The following is an 18,015-nucleotide window of genomic DNA, read 5'->3' as shown; positions in this document are numbered from 1 at the left end:
GAGTACATGACCACGCCAGTCTGCACGGGCGCCTCCAGGGCGGCCTCCGCCACCGCCGCCGGCCACTCCACCCACGCGCCGTACGCGTCGTTCTCCTCGTACGTCCGGGCCCGGGGCCCGGTCCTGCTGCGCACCGCGCGCTCGCTCACCGCGAACCCGTGCGACGCGGAGGACCTGCTGCAGACCGCGCTGGCCAAGACGTACGTCGCGTGGGAGCGGATCGAGGACCACCGGGCGCTGGACGGGTACGTCCGCCGGGCGCTGCTGAACACCCGGACCTCGCAGTGGCGCAAGCGCAAGGTCGACGAGTTCGCCTGCGAGGAGCTGCCCGAGCAGGGCGGTGCCGCGGCGCCCGACCCGGCCGAGCAGCAGTCGCTGCACGACGCGATGTGGCGCGCGGTGCTCAAGCTTCCGGACCGCCAGCGGGCGATGGTCGTCCTGAGGTACTACGAGGACCTCAGCGAGGCGCAGACGGCAGAGGTGCTCGGGGTGTCGATCGGTACGGTGAAGAGCGCCGTCTCCCGCGCCCTCGGCAAGCTCCGCGAGGACCCGGAGCTGACACCGGTGCGCTGAGGACCGCGACCGGGCATCCCCTGGCACCCCCCCCGGGAGAGGAATTTTCTCCCGCGAGTAGTGACATACCGCGTGGTATGTGCGCAGAATCAGCGCAACCTTACTGCCGCGTAGCGCCCACCGGGAGGACGCCGTGCTGAGCACCATGCAGGACGTACCGCTGACTGTCACCCGCATCCTGCACCACGGGATGACGATCCATGGGAAGTCGCAGGTCACGACCTGGACCGGCGAACCCGAGCCGCACCGACGCACCTTCGCCGAGATCGGCACCCGCGCGACCCAGCTGGCCAACGCGCTCCGCGACGAGCTGGGAATCGACGGCGACCAGAGGGTCGCCACCCTCATGTGGAACAACGCCGTCCATGTGGAGGCCTACCTCGCGATTCCCTCCATGGGGGCCGTGCTCCACACCCTCAACCTCCGGCTGCCTCCGGAGCAGCTCGCCTGGATCGTCAACCACGCGGACGACAAGGTCGTCATCGCGGACGGCACGCTGCTGCCGCTCCTCGTGCCGCTGCTGCCGCACCTGCCGAGCATCGAGCACGTGGTCGTCTCCGGGCCGGGCGACCGCTCGGCGCTGGCCGGGGTCGCGCCGCGCGTGCACGACTACGAGGAGCTGATCGCGGGCCGCCCGACCACGTACGACTGGCCGGAGCTGGACGAACGCCAGGCCGCCGCCATGTGTTACACCTCCGGCACCACCGGGGACCCCAAGGGCGTCGTCTACTCCCACCGCTCGATCTACCTGCACTCCATGCAGGTCAACATGTCGGAGTCGATGGGGCTGACCGACAAGGACACCACGCTCGTCGTAGTCCCCCAATTTCACGTAAACGCGTGGGGGCTGCCGCACGCCACCTTCATGAGCGGCGTCAACATGCTCATGCCGGACCGCTTCCTCCAGCCCGCCCCGCTCGCCGAGATGATCGAGCGCGAGCGCCCCACGCACGCCGCCGCGGTGCCCACCATCTGGCAGGGCCTCCTCGCCGAGGTCACCGCCAACCCGCGCGACCTCACCTCCATGGCCAACGTGACCATCGGCGGTGCGGCCTGCCCGCCGTCGCTGATGGAGGCGTACGACAAGCTCGGCGTCCGGCTCTGCCACGCCTGGGGCATGACGGAGACCTCGCCGCTGGGCACCATGGCCCACCCGCCCGCCGGGCTGAGCGCCGAGGAGGAGTGGCCGTACCGCATCACCCAGGGCCGCTTCCCGGCCGGTGTGGAGGCGCGGCTGGTCGGCCCGGCGGGCGAGCACCTGCCGTGGGACGGCGAGTCGGCCGGTGAGCTGGAGGTCCGCGGCGCCTGGATCGCCGCCGCGTACTACGGCGGGGCCGACGGCGAGCACCTGCGGCCCGAGGACAAGTTCAGCGAGGACGGCTGGCTGAAGACCGGTGACGTCGGCGTGATCAGCACCGACGGGTACCTCACCCTCACCGACCGGGCCAAGGACGTCATCAAGTCCGGCGGAGAGTGGATCTCCAGCGTCGAGCTGGAGAACGCGCTGATGGCCCACCCGGACGTCGCGGAGGCGGCCGTCGTCGCCGTACCGGACGAGAAGTGGGGCGAGCGGCCGCTGGCGACGGTGGTCCTCAAGGAGGGTGCCGCCGATGTCGATTACGAGGCGCTGAAGGCCTTCCTCGCCGAGTCGGGCATCGCCAAGTGGCAGCTGCCGGAGCGCTGGTCGGTGATCCCCGCAGTCCCGAAGACGAGCGTCGGCAAGTTCGACAAGAAGGTGATCCGGAAGCAGTACGCGGCCGGGGAGCTGGACGTCACCCAGCTCTGAGGCGTCGGTTCCGGCCTTGGTTTCACGTGAAACAGGGCGGGGGCGGTACGGGAGTTCCCGTACCGCCCCCGCCTCTGTGCGTGGTCAGTTGGTGCCTATCTTCGCCAGCAGATCGACGATCCGGGACTGCACCTCGTCGCTGGTCGACCGCTCCGCCAGGAAGAGAACGGTTTCCCCGGAAGCGAGCCGCGGCAGCTCCGAGGGGTCCATCCCGGCCGAGGTGTAGACGACCAGCGGGGTGCGGTTGAGCTGCCCGTTGGCCCGCAGCCAGTCGATGATCCCGGCGCGCCGACGGCGTACCTGCATCAGGTCCATGACCACCAGGTTCGGCCGCATCCGGCCCGCCAGGTCGACGGCCTCGCTGTCGGTCGCCGCCCGGGCGACCTGCATCCCGCGCCGCTCCAGGGTCTGCGCCAGCGCCGCCGCGATCTCCTCGTGCTCCTCGATCAGGAGGACGCGGGGCGGGTGCTGCTCGCTGTCGCGGGGGGCCAGAGCCTTGAGGAGGACGGCCGGGTCCGCACCGTACGCGGCCTCGCGGGTCGCCTGCCCCAGCCCGGCCGTGACCAGCACCGGGACCTCGGCGGCGACGGCCGCCTGGCGCAGCGACTGCAACGCCGTACGCGTGATGGGCCCGGTCAGCGGGTCGACGAAGAGCGCTGCGGGGAACGCGGCGATCTGGGCGTCGACCTCCTCACGGGAGTTGACGATCACCGGACGGTAGCCCCGGTCGCTGAGCGCCTGCTGGGTCGGTACGTCGGGGGCGGGCCAGACGAGCAGCCGGCGCGGGTTGTCCAGCGGCTCGGGCGGCAGCTCGTCGTCGAGCGGGCGGGGCTGCGGCCGGTTGGCGACCTCGACCGCACCGCCGGGCCCGTCCAGCGGCTCGGGACCCTCGGCGCCCTCGTCGGGCGCCCCTATGGCGTACGCGCGCCCCTCGGCCACCGGAGGCGCCAGCAACTGGCCGGAGCCGGGGTTGGTGGGGTCGGTGGGCCCCTGCCCCTCTGAGGGCTGGGGCTGCTGGGGCTGCTGGGGGGCTTGGGGCTGCGGTCCCTGGGTGCCCTGAGCCGTGGCCGGGTCCGTGCCTGCGGCGGGCGGCGGGGCCGTGGGGCGCTCGCCCTCCGGCGGGGCGGAGAGCTTGCGGCGCCGGCCGGCACCGCCGAGGCTGTGCTGCTGGCTTGGCGGAGCGGGGGCGGGCTGGTTCTGCTGCTGGGTGAGGTGCTGCGCGAACGGCACCCCCTGGCCCAGCGTCCGCACGCTGAACGCGCGCCCCTGGGTGGAGTCCGGGTTGACGCCCGCCATGGGCTCCTCGGCGGGCAGCGGCTGCCGCCGCGCGTCCGGCAGCGGAACGCCCGCGCCGGAGTCGGCCGGGTGCGCCGCCGGGACGGCCGCGGTGCCGGTGGTGTGGGCGGTCTGCCCGGTGCCGGTCGTGTGGGCGGTCTGCCCGTTGCCGCCCCAGGACCGGTCGTCCGGTGCGGGGCGGGGAGCGTTCGGCGCCTCCGGGGCCGCGCCCCAGGGCTGCTCGTCCGGTGCCGCGTCGCGCGCGTCCTGGCCCGGGGTGCCCGCCCAGTCGCCGTGCGGCGCCACGGGGTGGGCCTGCGGGGGCGTGTGGCCGGCCTCGGGGGCGGTGCGCCCGTGGTGGCTCTCGTCGCCGGGCGGGGGTACGGGGGCGGTGCCCGGTGCCTGGACCGACGCGGGGGTGGGGGCCGGTGCGGTGGCCGCCGACGCGGTGGCCGGGGTCCGGTCCGCGTCGGCGGGCGGCAGGGCGAAGGCGGTACGCGGACCGGCCTCGGCGGCGGTGCGCTCCTGGGCGGCGGCCAGCGCGCGGCGGGCCCGACGGCCACCGGGCTGCTGGGCCTGGGCTTGGGCTTGGGCCTGCTGGTTCTGGCCGTGCTGCCCGTGCTGCCCGTTCGGGGTGTTGTGGCCGTTCGGGCCGTGCTCCGGGCTCGTACCGCCGCTGCCGGCCGCGAGAGCGGGGAGCGCCGGGCGGTGCTCGCCCTCACGCCGTGCCCGCCGTCCGGCGGGCGGTACCGGCTGCTGCGGGTCCACCGGTACGCCCTGCGGCGGTACTGTCTGCCCGCGCTGGGGACGTCCGGCACCCTGGGCGCCCTCGGCCGCGGTGACGACGGAGCCCTCGGACGGAGCGGAGGACGCGGCGGAGGTCAGCGCGAGGGCCTGCCGCTGCGGCTGCTGCTGAGCTTGCTGCTGGCCGATCTGAGGCGACCCGGTCTGGGGAGGCCCGATCTGCGGCGATCCGGTCTGAGGAGATCCGAACTGCGGCGGCCCGCTCTCCGCACCACCGTTCCCCCCGGCTTCGACGCCAGCTCCGACTCCGGCTGCGCCCGCGCCCTCCGCCCCGCTCTCCGCCGGGCTGGGCCGTCCGCGCCTGCGCCCCGACCCCTCGCCCTGCTGGGCAGGGATCAGCTCGGGAACCGCCTGCTCCTCGTCCGCGGCCGGACCACGGCGCGCCCGGCGCCGCCCGGTCGGCTCGGCGACGGGCCCGTCCCCGGGGCCTGCCGCTCCCTGGCCCTCCGCGACGACGGCCTCGGCGTCGGGCGCACCGCCGGGGCTGTCCAGGAACGCGTCGGTCGACGCCCGGCGCGCCCGGCGCCGCCCGCCGCTGGTGACCCCCGGAGCCCCGACACCCTCGGACGGCGCGGGCGGCGGGGGCGGAACCAGGGAGGTCTCCACCGGCACCTCAGGGGGCACGATGGCACCCGAGCCGGCGCCGATCGGGATGTCGAGGACGTACGCACTGCCGCTCATCCCGGGCATCTCGTGGGTCTGGAGCACACCGCCGTGCGCCTGGACGATGCCGCGCACGATCGGCTCGTGCACCGGGTCTCCCCCGGCGAACGGCCCGCGCACCTCGATCCGTACGACGTCACCGCGCTGGGCGGCGGCCACGACCACCGTGGAGTCCACGTATCCGCCGCCGGGGACGGCCCGGGTCTTGCCGGTCGAGTCGACACCGCAGACGTCCGCGACGAGATGGGCGAGGGCGGTGGCGAGCCGGACCGCGTCGACCTCGGCCTCGATGGGCGGGGCGTGCACGGCGAACTGGGCGCGCCCGGGTCCGATCAGCTCGACCGCCCCGTCGATCCCGCCCGTCACGATCCCGTCGATCATCGCGGGGGCCTTGTGCAGCCCCTCCACGCCCGCGTCGAGGCGCTGGTAGCTCAGCACGCTGTCGACGAGGGTGGTCATCCGGGCGTACCCGGCGGCGAGGTGGTGCAGGATCTGGTTGGCCTCGGGCCACAGCTGCCCGGCCGGGTCGGCGGCGAGCATGGACAGCTCACCGCGCAGCTCCTCCAGGGGCCCGCGCAGCGAACCGCCGAGGACGGCGGTGAGCTGGGAGTGCTGGGCGCCCACGGAGGCGAGGAGCTCGGCCTGCCCCTCCAGCTCGGCGGCGTACCGCTCGGTCCGGTCGGCCAGCTCGGCGGCGTGGGCCTCCTTGAGCGCCTCCAGCTCGGCCGCGTGCGCTTCCTTGAGCGCGGTGACCTCGTCGGAATGGCTGGTGGTCAGCTCGGCGACGACGTTCTTGTGCTGGGCGGAGAGCTCCTCGTACGGGCGACGGTCGGTGAACGTCATCACCGCACCGACGAGCTGGTCCCCGTCCCGTACCGGCGCGGTCGTCAGATCCACCGGCACCTGAGCACCGCTCTTGGACCAGAGCACCTGCCCGCGCACGCGGTGCTTGCGCCCCGACTTGAGGGTGTCGGCGAGCGGCGACTCCTCGTACGGGAACGGCTCGCCCTCCGCCCGCGAGTGCAGGATCAGCGGGTGCAGCTCCTGGCCGCCGAGGTCGCTGGCCCGGAAGCCGAGGATCTGGGCGGCGGCGGGGTTGACGAGGACGACGCGCCCGTCCGTGTCGGTGCCCACGACACCCTCGGAGGCTGCGCGCAGGATCATCTCGGTCTGGCGCTGCGAGCGGGCCAGCTCGGCCTCGGTGTCGACGGTGCCGGAGAGGTCCCGTACGACGAGCATGAGTAGCTCGTCCCCGGTGTAGCTGGAGTGGATGTCGTTGTACGCGGCCTGGCCGCTGTCCAGGCTGGCGCTGGTGACCTCGACCGGGTACTCGTGCCGGTCGGTGCGGCGCGCGATCATGCGCGTCGGCTTGGTCCTGCCCTGCTCGTCCGCAGCCTCGGGCCGGCGCATCGATCCCGGGATCAGCTTGGAGTCGAACTCCGGCAGCAGATCCAGCAGTCCGCGACCGACGAGCGCGGTGCCCGGGGTCTCGAACATTTCGAGGGCGATGGCGTTGGCGTTGACGACCGTGCCGTTGCAATTGACGAGCAGAAGCCCGTCCGGAAGGGCATCGAGTATGGCTGCGAGGCGAGCAGTGCCTCGGGATGGCCTGCTGCTCACGACGACGCTTCCTCCCTGATTACCGCACCTTGCCGACAGCGGGCCCCATCTTGCCCCTCGGGCCGCAGACTGTCACTGGAGGAGTCTAAGGCCAGGGGAGGGCCCGGGGGCGGCGGATGAGGGGGAGCTCTCACCAAGGTTCTGTGCACGGCGTGTACGCCGTCGGCCTATGACGTGAGCGTCCGCGCACCCTGTGACGTGCGCGGACGCGGTACGGCGAGGGCGTCGCCGAAGATCGGCCAGTGCCCTATCGGAGGTCGGGGAGTACCGGAACCAGGTTGTTCCAGCGGGCGATCTCGCAGCCGTCGCCCCGGGTCACGGTGGTGTCCACGGCCCGGCCCTCCCAGGTTCCGACGATGCGGGCGGAGGCGTCGCCGCCGTAGATCATGGTGCACATGGTGCCCTGGGGCGCCGGCTGGAACAGGTCCTGCCCCGCCCGGGTCGCCCCGACCTCCGCGAGCCGGTCACAGGCGCCCTGCCGCTCGGGGTGGGTGCCCCCGGTGGGCCCGCAGGTCAGCTCGAACGTCCCGTCGGCACCGGCGACCCCGGAGCGCTCCACGGTCACGGTGAGCCGGGTCCGCGCGGCGGGCTTCTCCTGGCCCACGCCGCTGCCGCCGTCCAGGAACGAGGGGAGCGGCGGGAGCGGCACGGGCAGCGGCCCGAGGGCGGGGAAGGCCGAGGAGAGGGGCCCGGCGGTGGGTACGGCCGAGGGCACCGGGCCGGTGGCGGTCGCGGCGGGCGCGGTGGTGGCGAGGGCGGCGAGGGATACGACGGCGGCGAGAGCGAGACGGCGCAACATGCGGGCTCCTGTATCTCCGCGTCACGGACGACCGCGGATGCGACGGATGTCGAGGGGGCGGCCGGGTGCTGGAAGGCGGGCCGACCGCTCACGGCCGCACCCGGCCGCTCCCGACCGGCAGAGGCCGAAGCCTCCACGCCTCTCTAACGCCTCTCCCGCCCGGACGTTGCGCCACCACGCCGAAGTGCTTTGCCCTGGCCCCCGCATGGCTAGTAACGTGAGCGGCGATTGGTGGCACGACGTTCGACTGTGTCATCATCTGCACGCACCACTCGCGTCCGCGCGAGGTGTGTGGAGGAGGCGTCGCCTAGTCCGGTCTATGGCGCCGCACTGCTAATGCGGTTTGGGTCTTAAAGCCCATCGAGGGTTCAAATCCCTCCGCCTCCGCTCCACCCCGAAGCCCCGTGCCCCTGGCACGGGGCTTCGGCCGTTCCCGGCGCGTGGTCGTCCTGTGCCAGCCGCACGGCGAGGTCAAGGGGGCGGCTCAGATCTGCCCCAGAAGAGTGTTTCCGCAGGTCAGAGGTGGTGCGGGCAATGGATTTCGCGTCACGGCGCAGGTCATGTAATGTTGTTCCCGCAACGCCGACCAGGCAGAAAAGCCCGGAACGCCAAGCACTCGTAGCTTAACGGATAGAGCATCTGACTACGGATCAGAAGGTTGCAGGTTCGAATCCTGCCGAGTGCACAGCAGGCCAGAGGCCCCCAGGAGAGATCCTGGGGGCCTCTGGCGTTGCCCGTACAGCAGCGAAGTACAGCAACCGTGTCAGCCGGTACCGCCCATCGCGTCGGACAGCTTGCCGATGGCCTCGCGCACCTGTTCGTCGGCCGCGTCCGCATAGACGTCCATCGTCATGGCGATCTGCGAGTGCCGCAGGATTCGCTGGGCGACCTTCGGGTGCACCTTGAGGACAACCAGGAGCGAGCCGGTGGTGTGCCGGGTGTTCCGGAGCGGGATGACCCGCAGGCCCGCGCGACGGGACCGCAGCGCGAACATCCGGGTGAGGTTCCCCGGTTCGATCGGGGTGCCGTACTTCGTCGTGAAGACGAGGTCGTGAGAGCCCTGCCACAGCTCTCCGGCGGCTTTCCGGTCCCCGAGCTGCTGGGCGCGGCGCATCCGCAGGGCCTTGAGGCAAACGGCCGGCAGAGGGAGGAAGTCGTCGGAGTCCTCCGTCTTGGTCTCGCGGTGAAGGATCTCGCGCCCGGCCCGCTGGATCTGGTGGTCCACGTACAGCTCGCCGGTCTCGAAGTCGATCGACTTCCACGTCAGCCCCAGCACCTCCCCACGGCGCAGCCCGAGCGTCAGCACGAGCACCCAGGCCGCGAAGAGGTGGTCATCCCGCGCCGCAGCGTCAGCGAGGAAGAGACTGGCTTCGGCGGCGGACCACGGCTTGATCCGGCGGCGGCGAGGCTTGGGCACCTTCACCAGGGAGGCCACGTTCTTGCTGATCTCCTCCTCCGCGACCGCGTGGCTCAGCGCGGCCCGCAGGGCATCCCGGGACCCCTGCACCACCCGGCGGGACGGGTAGGACTCGCAGCAGTCCCCGACCGCGCAGCACTTCCGCCGACCTGGGGCCCGTTTCGCGTCCTTGCCCTGGGCACAGCACTGGCAGAGCGTCGCGAGCTTGGTGAGCCATTCGCGGACGTCCCGCACGGTCAGCTTGTCGAGCCGCTTCGCACCGAGCTGCGGGGCGATGTAGAGCCGCACGTAGCCCTCGTACGAGACGTACGTCAGCGGGGCCAGGTTGGGCTTCACGATCGAGTCGAGCCAGTACGAGAGGAAGACTGCGAGGGTGCGGTGCCGGGTGGCTACCGGCCCCTTCTTCGCCTCAGCGTGGAGGTTCAGCCACTTGTCGTGCACCTCGTCGCGGGTCTTGCCGTAAGCGTACTTCCGGGCCCGCTTCCCGTCCGGCTTGGTGACCCAGACGTACGCCGCGAAGCCGTTCTTGTACGGGTAGATGGAACCTTCCCCGTTGCCGCGCTTGCCGGTCATGCCGCCTGCCCTTCGGCATCGGAGGTGACGCGCTGGACGTACTCGTCCACCCACGCCGGGAGGATGCGCCGATTGCGGCCGATCTTCACGGAGCGGATCTCCCCGGTGAGCACGAGCATCTTCGTCTTGGAGAGACCGAAGCTCAGCATCTCGGCCACCTCAGCGGTGGTGTGCCACTTGGGCTGGATCACGGTGGTGGGCATCAGTGCTCCTCCCCTTCCAGGGCTTCGAGTTCGGCGCGGTGTTCGCGGGCGGTTTCGCGGTTGTGTTGGATGTCGCGGTGGATGTTGGCGGCGAGCCAGGATTCGCCGGGGGTGTGGCCGTTCCCGGCGTAGGCCCAGTGCGCGAGAGTGAGCGTGGTGGACTCCGGGTGGTCGTCCGGGTCGGGGAGGCCGAGGGCGGCGCGTTGTTCGGCGGCGCGGTAGTCGGCGCGGACCTGCCGGAGGGCCCCGAGGGTGGTGGAGTAGGCCCGGGACTTGGTGGAGAAGTGGCCCCGGAAGCCGAGCATGTGGGCCCAGTCGCGCAGCTTGCGTTCCGGGTAGGCGTGATGCAGGTCCAAGCACGCCTCGATCAGCCGGCGCGGGTGCTCCGGCACGTCGAGCAGCACCAAGGCTTCCTTGTTGCCGACCCGGTGGTCCACGGTGCCGGTCGTCTCGGCCGCCTTGGTGGCGTACTTCGCGACGTACGAGGCCACCGCCTGTTCGGTGAGGTCTTCGCCGTTGCCGAACGCGCCGATGGGCTGCACGTCGAGCTGTGTCCCCCACCGCAGAGTCGAGCCGTCCATGATCCCGGCTTCCGGGTTGGCCGGCACAACCACTTCGACCCGGGCGGCGGCGGCGCGGATCGCATCGTCGAGAAGATTGACGGTGGCCCAGGCCGGGGGCGGGGTGTCTGGGCCCTCGGGTCCGTCGAAGCGGATCACCGCGTGGAAGTGCACGGCACCGCGCTTCTGGTACTCCGCGACCTTCCCGAAGGAGACTTTGGACTGTTCGCGGGCTTCCTTCTGGGTGAGCCCGGCGCGGCGGGCGATTTCGCGGCGGAGGTAGATCGTGAAGTAGCGCCAGAGGTCGGAGGCGTGGTTGTTCCACAGCACCGCCCCCGCGTAGTCATAGGCGTCCGGGGCGAGCGGCGTACCCAGCTCCGGCGCATCCTCCGAGTGCCGAATACCGCAGCGGCAGGGCCGGTTGCCAGGTCGGTTGTGGACCGGGCCGAACGAGGGGGCCGTCAGGGTGGCGAAGACTCGGGGGTGGTCCCGGATCGTGGTGGGGGTGCCTTTGTCGGGGTCGCCGGTGAGTCCGGCGCGGATGAGGTGGTAGGTGTCGCCTGCGTAGGTCCAGGCGCAGGCGGGGCAGCGGGAGGCGCGGCGGTTGCCGCAGGCGATCCGTAACCGGCCGCCGGGCTCGGTGTCCGTGGAGTAGTGGTGGAGCAGGGTGTCGGTTGCCCTGTCGATGGTCTTGGTGGTGCCGGTGAGGTGGATGGGCTGGGAGCAGCCGCCGGTGCGGCGGAGTTGTTCGGTGAGGCGGTCGAAGCCGGGAGACCCGACCACCCGGAGCAGATCGCCCAGGGTGGCCGGGTCCAGGCCCGCCGCAGCAGCAGCGGTGGTCATGGTCAGCGCCCCGTCCGGCCGTGCGCGAACCCGTGGTTCGCGGTGTAGCCCTCGACCAGGGCACGCACCTGGTTGTCACCGGTGGCGGTGGCCGAGGCTCCGCAGTGGCACACGGCCGAGCCGGTGGCGGGGGCGTTCGGGGAGGGCTTGCTGACGTGGAGGCCGGGGCGGTCCGGGGTGGGAGTCAGGTCGGCCATGGCGCTCAGGTCCCGATCCGGGTGTGGGCGCGGGCGGCGGGGGTGGTGGTGTGGCCGGTGCCGCGGCAGGCGGGGCAGTTCGCGGTGATGGTCTGGCGCTGTCCGTCGGGGGTGGTCTGGCCGGTGGTGATGGTGACGGTGGGGAAGCCGTCGCAGTGGGCGCAGATCGGCCGGGGCAGGGTGTGCTGGGGCATGATGGGATCTCCCTTTCGGGTCCGTTGGATCTGGAAGTGGTGGGCGCCCGGGGCGGCGGAAGTTTGGCGACCGAGGCCGCCCCGGGGGCCGGTTAGCGTCGGCGGTTGCGGCGCGGGGTCTTGATCGGGGGCAGGGCGTCGTAGGACTCCTGACCGGCCTGGAACGAGGCGGCGTCCTTCTCGCCGGTGGCGGTGGCGTCGTACTCGCGGCCGATGCGGCGCATGGTCTTGCGGTCGCCGTGGCGGCGGGCGATGGCGAACTCCCGGCCCAGCTCGGTCATGGCGGGGTTGGTCGCGGTGTCGTTGCTCTTGCGGCTGAAGAAGCCCATGTCAGTTGCCCTTCTGGTTGTTGAGGAGCGAGCGCAGGACCACGGCGCAGATCGCGACCGAGGCGGCGGTGATCGCGGTGGCCAGGAGCATCGAGACCAGGACCGTGCCGATTATCAGGACCATGGCGGTCCCGCCGGCGGCGGCGACGAGGAGCGAGCCCGGGGTGAGCTGAACGGCCGGCCGGGCAGGCGGAGGAACCGGGGCCGGGGCGGTCGGGGTGTGGTGGCAGGTGCAGGCCGGGGGGTGCACGAGGCCGGTGAGCGGCGGGACGAGGGACGTTCCCGGGGTGGGTGCGGTGTCCGGGGGCGGAATCTTCGGGGTGAACACAGGTGCCTCCTGTCAGGGGTTGCAGCGGTGGGTGCGGGCGGCGAGTTCGGCGGCGGCGCGGTTGAAGTAGTCGGCGGAGAAGTCGCAGCCGGGGGCGGTGCAGGCGGCGACGTGCTTGGTGCGGCCCCGGCCGTCGTAGTGGGTGCCGACCTGGACGGGGCCGATGCGGAGCACGTTCGTGAAGCGGTTCGGACGCGGCATGGCATGAACCTCCTTACGGATTACGCAAGTTGGGCAGTGATGGCGTCGGCGAGGGGTGCGGGGACGCCGAGGCGGGCGCGCAGGGTGGCGGAGTCGATGCGGTTGCCGGTGGTGGCGTGGTGGGAGTCGGCCAGCTTCCGGGCGTGGTCGAGCAGCGCCGGCGGAACGGCCGTGGGCTGAGTGGGAGCCGGGGCGGGCACCGGAGCGATTTCGGCGGCCTGGGCCGGGGGGAGTTCGGGTGCCGGTTCGGGAGCCCGTTCCACCGTCACGTCCGGGACCGGATCAGGGGCCGGGGCGACCGGCGCTGCGGCAGCGCGTACGGGCTCGGTCTCGGGGGCCTCTGGCACAGCGGAAGGGCTGTGGACGAGGAGGGTGCCGCCGAGGAAGGCGAGGGCGGGCCATCCGGCGACGAGGATGCGCAGCCAGGCGGGAACGTCGCCGAGGTCGAGGAGTCCGGCGGTGGCGACGTTCGCGCCGAGCGAGGCGGCCAGGGCGATGACGAACCAGGCCCAGGCTGCGCGGTTGTCGGCGGTGGTACGCATGCGGCGCCAGGCGGCGACGAGCAGGAGATCAACGCTGACGGGGTAGGCCCAGGCTTTCCAGCCGTCCTGTCCGGCGGCTGCGGCCAGATCATGCAGGTGGGCGAAGGACAGAGCACCGGCGATGACGGCCTGGATGAGTACGGCGTCGATACGGATGCGGGACATAGGGGGTTACCTCCTTTCGAGGGGTGGCCGGTGCCGGGCGGGGAGCGGGTCCGCCGCCGGGCACCGGGGCGAGGAGGGGTGGTCAGGCGTCGAGGCCGGGGTCGGTGCCTTCGCCGAGGCAGTTGAGGCAGAGGCCGTCCTGCTGGCCGACCGAGCGGCGCTTGCGGCCGACGCGGACGGTGATCGCGACGTTCCCGGTCCCGCCGCACGGCTGACACGGGGCCGGTTCGACCGGGGCGGGAGCGGGGGCCGGGGGTTTGGTGGTGGTCCGTCGGGTGGCCATGGCGGGGGTTCCTTCCGGTTCCGGGCACGGGCGGGGTAGGGACCTGACGCGAGACGGTCACGCCAACCGGTTTTGCGGGGTGGGGAGTTAGCTGGTTGCCGGGCAGGGCTTGAGGAGCGGCGAGCCCGGGGCCGGCGCGGCCGAAACGGCGGGCCGGTAGGGGGCCAGGGCGGTGAGGTGCGGGGTGAGGTGCGCGTACTCGTGGCAGACCGCGACGGCTTGGGCGGGGGTCATGGCGGGGGTGCGGATGCGGGACCAGCCGCCGGAGGAGTCCCCGGCCACGGCGACGCCGGGGCGGTCGGGGGCGATGGTGGTGGCGGCGAAGACCGCTTCGGGGGCGATGTCCCCGAGGGCCATTTCGGCGGTCTGCTTGTCGTTGACCCGGTGCACCACACGCCCGGTGAGCTGAGCGCGCAGGGCGGTTGCGCCCTTGCCGAGGTCGGAGCCGAAGCGCTGCCCGCAGACCTCCAGGAAGATCCCGACCGCGCGGGCCATCTGAGCGAGCCGGATCATCCGCATCACCATCCGGTCCCGCCGCTCCTCGTCCTTCTTCGCGGCCACGAGGAAGAGTTCCGCGACCTCATCGACCAGGACCACCAGCGGCACCGGCCGCAGCTTCGCGGGAAGGTCCCACATGTCCGGGACACCATGCGAGCTGAGGAGGTCGAAACGGTCCTCCATCTCTCCAACGAGGGCTTCCAGGAGACCGTCCGCCTCATCGGGGGTGATGGCCAGGGCGGAGAGGCGGGGCGCGTAGCCGCGCTGTTCGACACCTCGCTTGCAGTCGATCCCGACCAGGCCGACCGGGAGCTTCGCGAGACCGGAGATGAGGTTGCGCTGATACATCGACTTGCCCGACTGGTTCGCACCGACCGTCAGGGCGTGCGGGATCTTCTGGTAGTCCCGGACGAAGGCGGTGCCGTCCTCCCGCAGGGCGACCGGGACGACCAGCGGGCCGCCGGTGAGCTTGCGGGGCAGGCGGCGGGGCATCTTCACCCGGCGCAGGACGTCGTAGCCGGTCATGCGCAGTTCCACGAACCCCGGCTTCACCTCCACCACATGCACCGAGTGGACACCCCAGGCGTGTCGCAGGCGCTCGCACGCGGCGGCGACGTCTGCGGGCTCCAGACCGGCGGGGAGACGAAGGGTCGCCCGCATCCCGGTCGAGGAGTAGCGGACCCGGCGGACCTGCGGGGGAACCGGCTGGACGTCCTGCCGGCGGGCCACGTTGCGGACCATGAACGCCCGCAGGCGGGACGGCTGGACCGTCAGCCCGCACACATCCATCGTCGCCCGATACGTCACCGAAAACCGGACCCGGGCGACCGGGGCACCCACCAGCGACCAGAACACCCGAGGAGACCGGGCCTTCGCGTAGCCGAGGCCGCCGGCAGCCGATAAGGCCCCCGCAACCTGGATCACCGTGGACAGGTCCGACATGGTCAGGCACCCACCGTGATGGCCACCGCGCGGAAGCTGATGCCGTGCCGGGTCTGGCCGTTGAACGTGTTCTCCCAGTCCCGGGCCTTGAGCCCGACCACGTGCACCAGCGTCCCCGGGGCCAAGCCCTCCGGGACACCCGTGCTCGGCACGGTCACCTGGTACAGGTTCCCCTCCCCCTCGTCCGCGACCAGCAGACCCACCGTCGCGAGCGGGGCGCCGGTCTCACGGTCGATGGCGATCTCGCCCGTCTGCTTGCTCACGAGCTTCGGCGTCGGAGGCGTCGCCACGAACACGACAGCGGACGAAGTGTCGATCTTGAAGGACGGCATAGCGGAACTCCTTGAGTCAGGTCCAGCGACGTTCGCCGGATCGCAACTTCTCTATGAGAGTAGGCACAGAAAAACTGCGAGTCAAGAAGTTCTGCGAGTAGCAGTGATGCTGTATCTCTGCGACTCTGGGAGCGACACCCTAAGGAGGACCACATGACCAGCGGTTTCGGCCTGATCGTCCGGTTCAACCTGCGCGACGCAGAGGCGGCGGAAGCCTTCGACTCTCTGGTGCAGGAGACGCTGCAAGGCATCCGAGCCCACGAGCCCGGCACCCTCTCGTACGTCGTCCACACCGTGGCGGATGAGCCCAACTCCCGACTCTTCTACGAGCTGTACGCCGACCGTGCGGCGTTCGATCGGCACGAGCAGCAGGCGCACACCCGTCACTTCCTGGCGGAGCGGGGAAAGTACGTGGCTGACTTCGAGGTCACCTTTGTGCAGAGTCAAGGCGCTGCCGGGGTGTGGAAGTGACACCAGAAGAACGTCGTGCTTTCGGAGCTCGGGTCGCCGGCCTTCGCGAGGAGCGCGGCCTAACCCAGAAGCAGTTGGCAGCCGAGATCGGGCGTACCGCGAGTTGGCTCTCTCAGGTTGAGCGGGGCATCCAGCCCGTCAATCGCTTGGACGTACTGCGCCTGCTGGCGGACGGCCTTGGTGTCTCGGTCCAGGAGTTGCGGGCCGACGCACCGGCGCAGGAGCCAGCGGAAGAACCAACCGTTGAGCTTCCCAACGATCTGGACCAAGCCAGACTGGTCATCTCGGGGCACGCTGTCCCAGAGGTCATTCTCGATACGACCGAACCTAGCCCCGCCAACGTGGAGGAAATCCAACGTGCGGTAGATCGGGTGTGGGAGTTGACCCACGCCAACGAGTTCGCGGAGCTGAGCTCCTTGCTAGGGCCACTGGTGCCCCGAATTGAGCGCGCGGCGCGAACGGCTCCGCCCAATGAGCAGGGAAGGCTCTGGGGTCTGCTCAGCCGGACCTACCAAGCTCTTGCCTCAGCCTTCGTACGGCAGGACGAGGCAGATGCCGCGTGGGTGGCGGCTGATCGTGCCATTCGGGCCGCAGAGCAGTCAGGTAACACTCTGGATGTCTTCGCCAGCGTCTTTCGTCTGTCTCAAGCCTTCGTGCGTCTTAAGCACCTCGATCAGGCTGAGCACTCCGCGACCACAGCCCTGAACGCCCTGGAGCGGCACTACGAACGAGCCGCAGTCGACCCCGAAGCACTGTCAGTAATTGGTGCGCTGCACTTGGCGCTAGCGCTCATCCATGCGCGAGCGGGCGACCGGCCTCGGGCGCGACAGGAGATGAAGAGAGCGCGGGAGGTCGCAGGGAGGCTGGGGGAGGACCGAAACGACTTCAACTTGGAGTTCGGTCCGACCAACGTCGAGATCCAAGCCGTCTCGATCGCAGTCGAGCTGGGAGATGCCGGCGAAGCTATTGAAGTCGGCACCGAGCTGGATACATCCGCCCTCTCCCTGGAGCGCCGAGCCCGACTCAGCATGGACCTTGGTCGAGCCTATGCGCAGCGACGCCAAGTCGGTGAAGCCATGGGATCGTTGCTGGCTGCCGAGGAACTGTCCCCTGACCTGATCCACACCCACGTCGCCGCCAGGGACACAATCCGGGAACTCCTCCTTTTCGCCGGGCGCACAGCACCCCCGGAACTGAGGGAGCTTGCCGACCGGGCAGACGCGCGACCCTGAGTTGTTACAGGTTTCTCTACCTCATCAAGGCACCCGGCTGCGCTCCGCTCCGCCGGGCGCGCTTCCCGGCTCTGGCTGCGCCCGCGCTCCTGCCTTCGGCCCGCTCGGCGCTGCCGCCGCCGACGCGCGCCCGCAGTGGATAGGCCCGTGGGGCATGAGACGAGAACCAAGCCCGCGGCTTCAAGAGGATGCCTCCGGCGGGGGCGCTCAGACTCCGGGATGGACGGGGCACCGTTCGCGAGTGCCGGCCGGAGCGGGGCGAGCGTCGTGGGGCTCCCATCCCGACCACCTTCGACCCAGGCAGAGCCGAGCAGTCGCGGCCCAGGGCGTCAAGGTCGTTCGTACAGTGGCGCGCTCCACCTTGACGCCCTGAACCACGACCGCTCCACGGTGTGTGGGTCGAAGGCGGACGGGATGGGAGCCGCGGTGAGTGGTGGGCTGGAGGGGAGGAATCCAACTTGTTCCTTGTCTCCCAACAGGCCCCTCGCACCTGCCAGGATGCCTGGCATGACGTCCCTGATCCTGTCTATTGCCAGCCTGGTGGTCGCGGTCGCTGCTGTAATGATCAGCCTGTCTCAGACCCGCCTCGCTAAGCGTGAGTCGCAGCGAGCGAGACCAAATGTTGCCCTACATGCCGTCTTTACGGACCACCTTGCTCGTCCTGAAGGACGTGCACGAGCTGTCTGTGTGTCGCTCAGCAACACTGGAAGAGAAGACACCGAAGTTGCGTCCATCTGGATCTACTCAGAACGCACCATGTTGAATGGCAACCACGCTCGCCTGGGCGCTGATGACGAAGCAGGCCCGGCCCTACCGTGCAGGATCGGGGGCCATTCCCAGCTCTACTGGACCATTGACGCCTCACCTATCGAGGCGGAGGCTTCCGAGGTGACCGTGGTGATCAAGCTAGGACACGGTGAGACGCTTTCGAAGGAAGTGCCCAAGATGTGACCTCGGTCGCAGCCAATCCAAGGCGTTCAGAGTGCGCTAGCACTTTGTCGGCGGGCGCGACGGGCTGACATCACCGCCTGACACCAACGCCAGCGACTTGGGGCGGGCGTCAACGAACACAAGTGGCTCGCCCACCTGGCAATCTCAGCTGCCGATCAGGGGGGCGTCCGGAAGCCCAACCGACCTGATAAGGATGGGGCTCGAATGTGTACCGCGCGGGGCTCCACCCTCAAA

Annotated in this window: 19 protein-coding genes and 2 tRNA genes; 7 read left to right on the top strand and 14 right to left on the bottom strand. The window is 71.0% G+C overall.

Going from position 1 to position 18,015, the window contains the following annotated elements; all coding sequences use genetic code 11:
• Positions 1-6: 6 nt before the first annotated feature.
• On the top strand, positions 7-573 hold the full coding sequence (locus IF17_RS0105900) for a SigE family RNA polymerase sigma factor (protein WP_030562872.1): 567 nt from the start codon (positions 7-9) through the stop codon (positions 571-573).
• A gap of 133 nt (positions 574-706) precedes the next feature.
• The gene (locus tag IF17_RS0105895; protein WP_030562870.1) at positions 707-2,359 is read left to right on the top strand and encodes a long-chain fatty acid--CoA ligase; all 1,653 of its coding nucleotides are present in this window, start codon (positions 707-709) and stop codon (positions 2,357-2,359) included.
• An 84-nt stretch (positions 2,360-2,443) separates the two neighbouring features.
• On the opposite strand, the gene IF17_RS0105890 is transcribed toward IF17_RS0105895, so the two are convergent.
• The gene (locus tag IF17_RS0105890) at positions 2,444-6,721 is read right to left on the bottom strand and encodes a PAS domain-containing protein (protein ID WP_030562868.1); all 4,278 of its coding nucleotides are present in this window, start codon (positions 6,719-6,721) and stop codon (positions 2,444-2,446) included.
• A gap of 247 nt (positions 6,722-6,968) precedes the next feature.
• A complete protein-coding gene (locus IF17_RS0105885) occupies positions 6,969-7,520 on the bottom strand; it encodes an SSI family serine proteinase inhibitor (RefSeq protein WP_018513694.1) in 552 nt (183 codons plus the stop codon).
• A gap of 296 nt (positions 7,521-7,816) precedes the next feature.
• Between IF17_RS0105885 and IF17_RS0105880 the strand changes: the two genes are divergently transcribed.
• A tRNA-Ser gene (locus IF17_RS0105880) sits at positions 7,817-7,907 on the top strand.
• A gap of 225 nt (positions 7,908-8,132) precedes the next feature.
• Positions 8,133-8,205: transfer RNA gene (locus IF17_RS0105875), tRNA-Arg, on the top strand.
• A 78-nt stretch (positions 8,206-8,283) separates the two neighbouring features.
• Here IF17_RS0105875 and IF17_RS0105870 read toward each other — a convergent pair.
• The 12 genes from IF17_RS0105870 to IF17_RS0105815 all read right to left on the bottom strand — a co-directional run bounded on the left by IF17_RS0105870 (position 8,284) and on the right by IF17_RS0105815 (position 15,127).
• Positions 8,284-9,510 carry a tyrosine-type recombinase/integrase gene (locus IF17_RS0105870; RefSeq protein WP_030562866.1) on the bottom strand — a complete coding sequence of 409 codons (1,227 nt, stop codon included), beginning with the start codon at positions 9,508-9,510 and terminating at the stop codon, positions 8,284-8,286.
• A complete protein-coding gene (locus IF17_RS0105865; protein ID WP_030562864.1) occupies positions 9,507-9,713 on the bottom strand; it encodes a helix-turn-helix domain-containing protein in 207 nt (68 codons plus the stop codon). The genes IF17_RS0105870 and IF17_RS0105865 overlap by 4 nt, the downstream gene beginning before the upstream one ends.
• On the bottom strand, positions 9,713-11,116 hold the full coding sequence (gene repSA / locus IF17_RS0105860) for a replication initiator protein RepSA (protein ID WP_030562862.1): 1,404 nt from the start codon (positions 11,114-11,116) through the stop codon (positions 9,713-9,715). Before repSA ends, IF17_RS0105865 begins: the two co-directional genes overlap by 1 nt.
• Positions 11,117-11,118: 2 nt before the next feature.
• Positions 11,119-11,313 carry a hypothetical protein gene (locus IF17_RS0105855; protein ID WP_030562860.1) on the bottom strand — a complete coding sequence of 65 codons (195 nt, stop codon included), beginning with the start codon at positions 11,311-11,313 and terminating at the stop codon, positions 11,119-11,121.
• Between the two features lie 5 nt (positions 11,314-11,318).
• Positions 11,319-11,507, bottom strand: a complete 189-nt coding sequence (locus IF17_RS0105850) for a hypothetical protein (RefSeq protein ID WP_030562858.1) — start codon at positions 11,505-11,507, stop codon at positions 11,319-11,321.
• A 92-nt stretch (positions 11,508-11,599) separates the two neighbouring features.
• Entirely contained in the window at positions 11,600-11,836 is a 237-nt protein-coding gene (locus IF17_RS0105845; RefSeq protein ID WP_030562855.1) for a hypothetical protein, read from the bottom strand.
• 1 nt (position 11,837) lies between these two features.
• Complete coding sequence (locus tag IF17_RS0105840) at positions 11,838-12,164, bottom strand: hypothetical protein (RefSeq protein ID WP_030562853.1); 327 nt, start codon at positions 12,162-12,164, stop codon at positions 11,838-11,840.
• A 12-nt stretch (positions 12,165-12,176) separates the two neighbouring features.
• Positions 12,177-12,365 carry a mobile element transfer protein gene (locus tag IF17_RS0105835; RefSeq protein WP_030562851.1) on the bottom strand — a complete coding sequence of 63 codons (189 nt, stop codon included), beginning with the start codon at positions 12,363-12,365 and terminating at the stop codon, positions 12,177-12,179.
• A gap of 20 nt (positions 12,366-12,385) precedes the next feature.
• Entirely contained in the window at positions 12,386-13,072 is a 687-nt protein-coding gene (locus IF17_RS0105830; RefSeq protein ID WP_030562849.1) for a DUF2637 domain-containing protein, read from the bottom strand.
• 82 nt (positions 13,073-13,154) lie between these two features.
• A complete protein-coding gene (locus IF17_RS0105825; RefSeq protein ID WP_030562847.1) occupies positions 13,155-13,355 on the bottom strand; it encodes a hypothetical protein in 201 nt (66 codons plus the stop codon).
• Positions 13,356-13,442: 87 nt separating this feature from the next.
• Positions 13,443-14,795, bottom strand: coding sequence for an FtsK/SpoIIIE domain-containing protein (locus IF17_RS0105820; RefSeq protein WP_030562845.1), 1,353 nt, complete (start codon positions 14,793-14,795; stop codon positions 13,443-13,445).
• 2 nt (positions 14,796-14,797) lie between these two features.
• The gene (locus tag IF17_RS0105815; protein ID WP_030562842.1) at positions 14,798-15,127 is read right to left on the bottom strand and encodes an SCO3933 family regulatory protein; all 330 of its coding nucleotides are present in this window, start codon (positions 15,125-15,127) and stop codon (positions 14,798-14,800) included.
• A gap of 153 nt (positions 15,128-15,280) precedes the next feature.
• Here IF17_RS0105815 and IF17_RS0105810 point away from each other — a divergent pair, with 153 nt between their 5' ends.
• From IF17_RS0105810 to IF17_RS1000000138890, 3 genes are all read left to right on the top strand, one after another.
• A complete protein-coding gene (locus IF17_RS0105810; protein ID WP_030562840.1) occupies positions 15,281-15,598 on the top strand; it encodes a putative quinol monooxygenase in 318 nt (105 codons plus the stop codon).
• The gene (locus IF17_RS1000000137510) at positions 15,589-16,830 is read left to right on the top strand and encodes a helix-turn-helix domain-containing protein (RefSeq protein ID WP_244890425.1); all 1,242 of its coding nucleotides are present in this window, start codon (positions 15,589-15,591) and stop codon (positions 16,828-16,830) included. Before IF17_RS0105810 ends, IF17_RS1000000137510 begins: the two co-directional genes overlap by 10 nt.
• 507 nt (positions 16,831-17,337) lie before the next feature.
• Positions 17,338-17,781: a hypothetical protein gene (locus tag IF17_RS1000000138890; protein ID WP_157851127.1), complete on the top strand. Its 444-nt coding sequence runs from the start codon at positions 17,338-17,340 to the stop codon at positions 17,779-17,781.
• The last annotated feature ends 234 nt before the right edge of the window (positions 17,782-18,015 follow it).

The organism is Streptomyces cyaneofuscatus (assembly GCF_000718135.1).
GTDB classification, from domain to species: Bacteria; Actinomycetota; Actinomycetes; order Streptomycetales; family Streptomycetaceae; genus Streptomyces; species Streptomyces cyaneofuscatus.
Note: the sequence above shows the minus strand (reverse complement) of the source record. Positions and strands in the feature narration are given on the sequence as shown.

Excerpts from the sequence above, each read along its gene's own strand:
- IF17_RS1000000138890 (WP_157851127.1), top strand. The coding sequence starts at position 17,338 with ATGACGTCCCTGATCCTGTCTATTGCCAGCCTGGTGGTCGCGGTCGCT.
- repSA (WP_030562862.1), bottom strand. The coding sequence starts at position 11,116 with ATGACCACCGCTGCTGCTGCGGCGGGCCTGGACCCGGCCACCCTGGGC.
- IF17_RS0105865 (WP_030562864.1), bottom strand. The coding sequence starts at position 9,713 with ATGCCCACCACCGTGATCCAGCCCAAGTGGCACACCACCGCTGAGGTG.
- IF17_RS0105815 (WP_030562842.1), bottom strand. The coding sequence starts at position 15,127 with ATGCCGTCCTTCAAGATCGACACTTCGTCCGCTGTCGTGTTCGTGGCG.
- IF17_RS0105845 (WP_030562855.1), bottom strand. The coding sequence starts at position 11,836 with ATGGGCTTCTTCAGCCGCAAGAGCAACGACACCGCGACCAACCCCGCC.
- IF17_RS0105900 (WP_030562872.1), top strand. The coding sequence starts at position 7 with ATGACCACGCCAGTCTGCACGGGCGCCTCCAGGGCGGCCTCCGCCACC.
- IF17_RS0105885 (WP_018513694.1), bottom strand. The coding sequence starts at position 7,520 with ATGTTGCGCCGTCTCGCTCTCGCCGCCGTCGTATCCCTCGCCGCCCTC.
- IF17_RS0105835 (WP_030562851.1), bottom strand. The coding sequence starts at position 12,365 with ATGCCGCGTCCGAACCGCTTCACGAACGTGCTCCGCATCGGCCCCGTC.
- IF17_RS0105830 (WP_030562849.1), bottom strand. The coding sequence starts at position 13,072 with ATGTCCCGCATCCGTATCGACGCCGTACTCATCCAGGCCGTCATCGCC.
- IF17_RS0105870 (WP_030562866.1), bottom strand. The coding sequence starts at position 9,510 with ATGACCGGCAAGCGCGGCAACGGGGAAGGTTCCATCTACCCGTACAAG.
- IF17_RS0105825 (WP_030562847.1), bottom strand. The coding sequence starts at position 13,355 with ATGGCCACCCGACGGACCACCACCAAACCCCCGGCCCCCGCTCCCGCC.
- IF17_RS0105820 (WP_030562845.1), bottom strand. The coding sequence starts at position 14,795 with ATGTCGGACCTGTCCACGGTGATCCAGGTTGCGGGGGCCTTATCGGCT.
- IF17_RS0105810 (WP_030562840.1), top strand. The coding sequence starts at position 15,281 with ATGACCAGCGGTTTCGGCCTGATCGTCCGGTTCAACCTGCGCGACGCA.
- IF17_RS0105850 (WP_030562858.1), bottom strand. The coding sequence starts at position 11,507 with ATGCCCCAGCACACCCTGCCCCGGCCGATCTGCGCCCACTGCGACGGC.
- IF17_RS0105855 (WP_030562860.1), bottom strand. The coding sequence starts at position 11,313 with ATGGCCGACCTGACTCCCACCCCGGACCGCCCCGGCCTCCACGTCAGC.